General features: G+C 61.7%; 7 protein-coding genes. 3 read left to right on the plus strand and 4 right to left on the minus strand.

The window, feature by feature from the left end; genetic code table 11:
* Positions 1-126 precede the first annotated feature (126 nt).
* Both OP495_RS03965 and OP495_RS03970 read right to left on the minus strand, forming a co-directional pair.
* Positions 127-561 carry a PAS domain-containing protein gene (locus tag OP495_RS03965; RefSeq protein ID WP_280563191.1) on the minus strand — a complete coding sequence of 145 codons (435 nt, stop codon included), beginning with the start codon at positions 559-561 and terminating at the stop codon, positions 127-129.
* Between the two features lie 71 nt (positions 562-632).
* Positions 633-1,949 (minus strand): MFS transporter, encoded by a 1,317-nt coding sequence (locus OP495_RS03970; RefSeq protein WP_280567402.1) that lies wholly within the window; start codon positions 1,947-1,949, stop codon positions 633-635.
* Between the two features lie 99 nt (positions 1,950-2,048).
* Between OP495_RS03970 and OP495_RS03975 the strand changes: the two genes are divergently transcribed.
* Positions 2,049-2,321, plus strand: coding sequence for a SelT/SelW/SelH family protein (locus OP495_RS03975; RefSeq protein ID WP_280563189.1), 273 nt, complete (start codon positions 2,049-2,051; stop codon positions 2,319-2,321).
* A gap of 4 nt (positions 2,322-2,325) precedes the next feature.
* Here OP495_RS03975 and OP495_RS03980 read toward each other — a convergent pair whose 3' ends face one another.
* Entirely contained in the window at positions 2,326-3,300 is a 975-nt protein-coding gene (locus OP495_RS03980) for a zinc transporter ZntB (protein WP_280567404.1), read from the minus strand.
* 186 nt (positions 3,301-3,486) lie between these two features.
* On the minus strand, positions 3,487-4,092 hold the full coding sequence (locus OP495_RS03985; protein WP_280567414.1) for an arylesterase: 606 nt from the start codon (positions 4,090-4,092) through the stop codon (positions 3,487-3,489).
* 46 nt (positions 4,093-4,138) lie between these two features.
* Here OP495_RS03985 and OP495_RS03990 point away from each other — a divergent pair, with 46 nt between their 5' ends.
* Together OP495_RS03990 and OP495_RS03995 are read left to right on the plus strand one after the other, a co-directional pair.
* Positions 4,139-4,858: an ATP-binding cassette domain-containing protein gene (locus tag OP495_RS03990; protein WP_280567407.1), complete on the plus strand. Its 720-nt coding sequence runs from the start codon at positions 4,139-4,141 to the stop codon at positions 4,856-4,858.
* The coding region (locus OP495_RS03995; protein WP_348521292.1) for an FtsX-like permease family protein at positions 4,855-6,000 on the plus strand (1,146 nt) is incomplete at its 3' end. The genes OP495_RS03990 and OP495_RS03995, both read left to right, overlap by 4 nt.

Below are 6,000 nucleotides of genomic sequence, written 5' to 3' on the forward strand. Positions count from 1 at the left end.
TTTGGTTGGGAAATGGATCACGAGTCACGATGATAGAGGGGGCGTCGCGTAAAGGCTAGCGCGATGAAATAGCGTCTACTCGTCGCGCGCCCCGTCGCTTGAAACTTTCGCTCAGAATACTATCGCTCAGGTCTGCCCGCGCTCGGCGCGCAGACGCTCGAGTTCCTGCATCGCTTCGACACGCTGGGTAACATCCTTCTGCACGCCGACGAAGTAGGTTAGCTGGTCTTCATCATCAAAGACAGGCGTGATCGAAAGTTCGTTCCAGAACATCGAGCCGTCCTTTCGATAGTTGCGCAGGATCTCCTGGCAGGCTTGTCCTTGGTGGAGCGCCTGACGAATGTTATCCAACTGGGGCTGATCGCGGTCGCCGTTCTGGAGGAATCGGCAGTCGCGGTAGAGGATCTCGTCGGCACTATAGCCAGTGAGCCGTTCGAAGCCTTGGTTGGCATAGATCAGGATGGTTTCGTCGCCTTCCTGTTCGGCCACCACGATGCCATCGTCTGACGCGTTGACAATACGCTCCAGTAGCGCCGGGCTGATCATGGGAGGTCGTTTCATCGTCTCTGCGTTCCTTAGGACTGTCATGCACTCATCATGGCTATGCCGGGGGTGGATTTCAACGCGACGTACTATATCTCGACCTCCGGCAGACGCTGGCTAGAGGCTGCTGCACCAAGGGCGCACAGTGCCAGGACCAGTAATAACCCAGCGCTGCCGATAAAGTGCGCGATGGTGCCCAGTAAACCGCCCACCAGCAACATGAGAATCCCGGTGAAGGTATTGGAGAGCGCGACATACAGGGCACGCTTGTCGCTGCCCACCATGTCGACCACGTACGTCTTGCGGCCCAGGCGCACGCCGGCATGGGCAATGACGAGCAGCGCGTAAACCAGCGCGTATGACCATACGCTGTCGCTCCACGCGCCGGGCAGCCAGGCGATCAATGCCGCCACCGCGCAGCACAACGTGGCAATCGTGGCGCTGTCGCGCATCACCTTGCGGCTGGAGCGGTCTGCAAGCTTGCCCCATATAGGGCTGGCCAGCATGCTCGCCAGGCCCGAGACCAGGATCATGATGCCCAGTCCGCCGAGGTTGGAGCCACTTTGTTGCTGTCCCAGCAGGGCGATATAGGGTAGCGCCAGCGCACTGGAAAGCAGCAGTGCCCGCGCTATGTTGAAGTGCAGGAAGTGGCGATCGGTACTCAGCAGGCGCAGACCTTCGCCGAGGCTGCTCCAGACATTCTGGCCGCCCTCGGTGGCGCCGGGCTCTTCCTTGATGCGCGATGCGCAGAGCGCATTAAGCGCCCAGCCGAGCACGGCGATGAGCAACAGGATCGATAGCGCAATCTGTCCCGGGTGGTCGCCGAAAAGCATCAGCACGGCGCCTACGGCTAGTGTAATGGCGCCCGCGACGCTACCGCTCCATCCCATGAGCGTGCCACGGCGTTGCTTGGAAATCGTCTTGCCCAGCACGTCCTTGGTGGCAATCGACGAGAGTCCACGGCCAAGCGACAGTACCACCAAGGCGGCGAGAACGATGGCACCTCCCCAGGCGCCCTGGCCGAACAACGCCATGATGGCCATCGCTAGCGCCGCGAGCGCCTGCACGATGCCGCCGGTGACCCATACGCCCTTGCGAATCGCCTTGAGGCGAATGTAGCCGGCGACGAATACTTGCGGCAGCAGGGCGCCGGCCTCGCGGATCGGGACCAGGAAGCCCACCATCCACACTGGCGCACCGAGGGCGCCCAGCAGCCACGGCAATACCAGGCGGGCGCTGGAGAGCTCATCGGCGAGCTTGTTGCCCAGCGAGGCAAGTAAATGACGCAGGAAGTTGCCGGGCTGCTCATGGCAGGCGGCGTCGGGAATGTCTTGGCATAGCCGGCTGTCTTCGTCGCCGGTCAAGCGCTCGTAGAGCCGCGTCAGGGAAAAGGCGCGATCACTCATGCGTTTTGTCCTTACGTTAAAAGCCTGCTGACTGACTTGTTCGAGGGGCGCGGTCACCGCATCATGGCCGCTTTATACATCGATGGAGGCGCGCTCGCCATGTCCCGCATTTGCATCCATTATTGCACGCAATGTCACTGGTTGTTACGGGCCGGGTGGTATGCCCAGGAGTTGCTGCAGACCTTCGGTGAAGATATCGAGCAAGTTGCACTGGCGCCCAGCCACGGTGGCCATTTCGAAATCGTCTACGATGACGACGACGTGATCTGGGAGCGCAAGCGCGACGGCGGCTTCCCCGATATCAAATGGCTCAAGCAGCAGGTGCGTGACCGGCTCGATCCCGAGCGAGATTTGGGACATACCGATCGATAAATCGTTACCACCAATGCTTGCGCTTGAGTAGCCACATCACGCCTACTCCCATCACCAGGGTGATCATGATGAAGACGACGAAACCGTAAGGACTGTCGGCCCCTGGTATGCCGCCCACGTTGATGCCCAGTAGTCCGGTCAAGAAGCTCAAGGGCAGGAAGACGGTGGTGATGATGGCCAGCATGTACATGCGCTGGTTGAGTTGCTCGTTGTGCTCGCTCCAGATCTGCTCCTGAAGGATCAGTGCGCGCTCTTGCATGGCGCTGAAATCCTCGACGTAGCGCGAGAGCTGGTTGGCATTTTCGCGTAATGACACCTGAGTCGCCTCATCGATCCACTGAGGGCTTTGTGCAAGCTGTGCAAGACAGTCGCGCTGCGGCCCCATGAAACGCCGCAGCGTAATGAAGGGGCGGCGCAGCCGGGTGAGGTCATCGGCGTCGACATCACCCTTGGTGAGTTGCAATTCCTCGAGCTCGCCGAGGGCGTTATCGAGTTGGTGGGAATAGTCGCCGACCTGGTCCACCAGTGCCTCGACCAGCCAGGCGAGGAAGTCGGGCGCTGACCGCGCGCCTTCGCCGGCATCCAGGCGTTCACGGACATCACTGGCGGCCTTCAACGGCCGGCGACGCAGTGTAATCATGCGCTTGGGTGTCATCCACACGCGCAGCGAGATCATGTCGTCCATGGCGGAGCCAGGGTTATGGTTGACGCCGCGCAGCGTGGTGACGACGCCGCGCCCGAACTTGGCCACGCGCGGACGCGTGTCTTCCTCGAGCAACGCCTCGACCACTGTCTCGTCGAGCTCGGCCACATCGTTGAGATAGTTTGCGATATCGTCGTGGCGAAAGTCGAGATGCATCCACACAGGGGCCTCATCGCTGGCCCAGGCGGCCTGCAAATCGCTCACGCTCAATAGTTCACCGCCACCTTGACCGTTCAACCGGTAGGCGGCCACCAGCGCGGTGTCCATGTCACTCATCGGGATCTCCTTGCCGACGATTGGTCTTGCACGGTAAGCATAAGTGAAATAGTCATCGCTGATATGCGTAAAAATCAACCAGGTGGGCGTCGCTTTGGCTGAGCGTTATCACGTACCGGGAAACGCGCACTCACAGAAGGCACCGGCACCGGCATCGGTAGCGATGGTCTGCAAACAACGTGACGATTACGGCTTATTGGCATCGTCGGATAGCAGGACTTTCAGCTCGGGCCACACATTGTCGAGGATAGTGGGCTGCGCCTCGGCGGTGGGATGAATGCCGTCATCCTGCATCATGGTATCTTGCAGGGCGATACCGTCGAGAATGAAGGGCACCAGGGGAAGGGCGTATTCTTCACTGAGCTGCCGGAAAACGCCGCGAAAGGCATCGGTGTAAGAGGCGCCGTAATTGGGCGGTATTTCGATGCCCAGCAGCAGTACGCGCGCGCCGGCTGCCTGGCTTTTTTCGATCATGTCACTCAAATTGAGCTTCATCTGCTGTGGTGAAAGTCCGCGCAGGCCGTCATTACCGCCTAGCTCGAGCAGCACGATATCCGGTGAGTGACGTTCGAGCAGTTCCGGCAGGCGTGCCGCGCCGCTCGAGGTGGTGTCGCCACTGATGCTGGCATTGATGACCTGGTGTTGACTGCCCAGACGTTGTCGAAGCAAGTTGACCCAGCCGGCGTCGCGCTCGATGCCGTGGGCCGCGCTCAGGCTATCGCCGACTACCAGCAGCGTATCGGCGCGAGCATTCACGGCATGTCCTGCGGCGAAGCACAATACGGCGACCATCAGGACGCGCATGCCTTTGCGTATCCAGGAAGAGGAATTCTCACGCATGTCCGACGACTCCTTGAGTGAAGCTAGAACTCCCATTTTACACGCCAGTCACGTCGCGCAGCGCGTGCGCAGCGGTGAGCGTGTACTGACGATTCTCGACGACTTGGCATTGCACGTCCATGGCGGCGAAAGCGTGGCCATCTTGGGTAGCTCTGGATCGGGCAAGTCGACCCTGTTGGGTTTGCTGGCAGGGCTGGATACGCCCAGTGAAGGCGATATCCAGTTATTCGGTGAATCACTGAGTGCCCTGAATGAGGACGGCCGGGCGCGGCTGCGTGCCGGGCAAGTGGGATTCGTGTTTCAGAACTTTCAACTCCTGCCGACTCTGACGGCGCTGGAAAACGTCCTGCTGCCCCAGGAGCTTTCGCCCTCGGGCGATGACGAGCAGCGAGCGCGGACCTGGTTGACGCGAGTCGGACTCGGCGAGCGGCTCGGGCACCTGCCCAAGCAACTCTCCGGCGGTGAGCAGCAACGCGTGGCGGTGGCGCGTGCCTTCGTCAGCCATCCAAAGCTGGTCTTTGCCGACGAGCCCACCGGCAACCTCGATCGCGCCACGGGGGCGCATATCATCGACTTGCTGTTCGAGCTCAATCAGGAAATGGGCACGACACTGATATTGGTCACGCACGATCATGCTCTGGCACGCCGCTGCGGGCTTTGCCTGCGCCTTGACGAAGGGCGCCTGCAGACCATGAGTCACGACGAGGTGGCCTCGTGAAAGCGCTCTCGCTATCGCTCAAGGGATTGTGGCGTGATCTTCGTGCCGCCGATGTACGGGCGCTGTTCGTGGCGCTGGCGCTGGCGGTGGCGGCCTCGACGATGATCGGTTTCTTCCTGGATCGTCTCGATCGGGGGCTGACCCGCCAGGCCGGGCAACTGATGGGCGGCGACCTGGTGCTCGAGCAGAGCGACCCCTTCTCCGAGGAACTTCGTCAGACGCTGCGCGATGCCGGGCTGACGCTCTCGCAACAGGTCGATCTGATCTCGATGGTCAGTCGCGACGATGCCTTCCAACCGGCCAGTCTCAAGGTCGTTGACGCGGCTTATCCGTTATATGGGCAAGTGCGCGTCGAGCGTGGCGAGGGTCTCGAGACGCTGACTCACGGTCCCGCGTTCGGCAGCGTGTGGGTGGCGCCGCGTCTGGCGCGGCTGATGGAGCTCGATATCGGTGACGCGCTGGCGATAGGCGACAGCACGCTCACTGTGAGTGGCCTGATCGAGCGCGAGCCTGATCAGAGCGCGGGGTTCTCGGCCTTCAATCCGCGCGTGATGATGCACCGCGAGGACCTGGCGGCGACTGACCTGGTGCAGCCCGGCTCGCGGCTTGAATACGAGCTGTTGGCCAAGGGGCCGCCCGACGCCGTGGCGCGCGTGCAGTCGCGTCTGGAGAGACTGCGCGACAACGGCGTCGAGGTACGCGACGTGCGCGAGGATCGTCCTCGGCTGGGCGGTGCGCTGGATCGTGCCCAGCGCTACCTGAGTCTGTCGGGGCTGGCTGCGGTATTGCTGGCGGGAGTGGCAGTGGCCATGGCCACGCGTCGCTATGTCGATCGCCATTTGGATACGGCGGCGTTGCTGCGCTGTTTTGGCGCCTCGCAGCGACAACTGGTGACATTGTTTGCCCTGCAACTCGCCTGGCTGGCATTGGCGGCTGCGGTGGTGGGCGCGCTATTGGGCCTGCTGGGCCAGGCTGGCTTGTTGGTGATTCTGACGAATTTTCTGCCGCTCGAACTACCGCCGCCGGGGCCTTTGCCGTTATTGATGGGAGTACTGACCGCGCTGGCGGTGCTCATCGGCTTCGCCGGCCCTACCTTGTTACGACTCAAGCGGGTGAGCGCACTCAAGGTGCTGCGACGCGAA

The organism is Chromohalobacter sp. 296-RDG (genome assembly GCF_029889885.1).
Classification (GTDB): Bacteria; Pseudomonadota; Gammaproteobacteria; order Pseudomonadales; family Halomonadaceae; genus Chromohalobacter.

Excerpts from the sequence above, each read along its gene's own strand:
- OP495_RS03990 (WP_280567407.1), top strand. The coding sequence starts at position 4,139 with ATGTCCGACGACTCCTTGAGTGAAGCTAGAACTCCCATTTTACACGCC.
- OP495_RS03975 (WP_280563189.1), top strand. The coding sequence starts at position 2,049 with ATGTCCCGCATTTGCATCCATTATTGCACGCAATGTCACTGGTTGTTA.
- OP495_RS03985 (WP_280567414.1), bottom strand. The coding sequence starts at position 4,092 with ATGGTCGCCGTATTGTGCTTCGCCGCAGGACATGCCGTGAATGCTCGC.
- OP495_RS03965 (WP_280563191.1), bottom strand. The coding sequence starts at position 561 with ATGAAACGACCTCCCATGATCAGCCCGGCGCTACTGGAGCGTATTGTC.
- OP495_RS03980 (WP_280567404.1), bottom strand. The coding sequence starts at position 3,300 with ATGAGTGACATGGACACCGCGCTGGTGGCCGCCTACCGGTTGAACGGT.
- OP495_RS03970 (WP_280567402.1), bottom strand. The coding sequence starts at position 1,949 with ATGAGTGATCGCGCCTTTTCCCTGACGCGGCTCTACGAGCGCTTGACC.